Annotated in this window: 1 pseudogene; it reads left to right on the plus strand. The window is 41.5% G+C overall.

The features are described from left to right. Window positions 1–147, plus strand: a pseudogene (locus tag RG959_RS24425) (NAD(P)-dependent oxidoreductase); the annotation flags it as partial. Between the last annotated feature and the right edge of the window lie 113 nt (window positions 148–260).

Genomic DNA, 260 nt, shown 5'->3' on the forward strand with positions numbered 1-260 from the left:
GATATGACCCTTGCATTAGAATCTGCTAAGGAGCTTGGCATGGAGACCCCAGGGTTGGCTCTTTCACTTAAGCTTTACAAAGAGCTAGCAGAAAAAGGGGAAAATGACAGTGGTACACAGGCACTTATAAAACTTTTCGAACAATAAGAGGTAAAAGATTGAGGACGGGACAAAAGTATTTACGTAAAAGATATCAGAAAGAATGGCGTTTGAATAACCGCTTCAGAAATATACTTCGCTTTCCATGGGCGGATGGTGAG

This window comes from Domibacillus sp. 8LH, from assembly GCF_038806185.1.
Lineage (GTDB): Bacteria > Bacillota > Bacilli > Bacillales > Domibacillaceae > Domibacillus > Domibacillus indicus_A.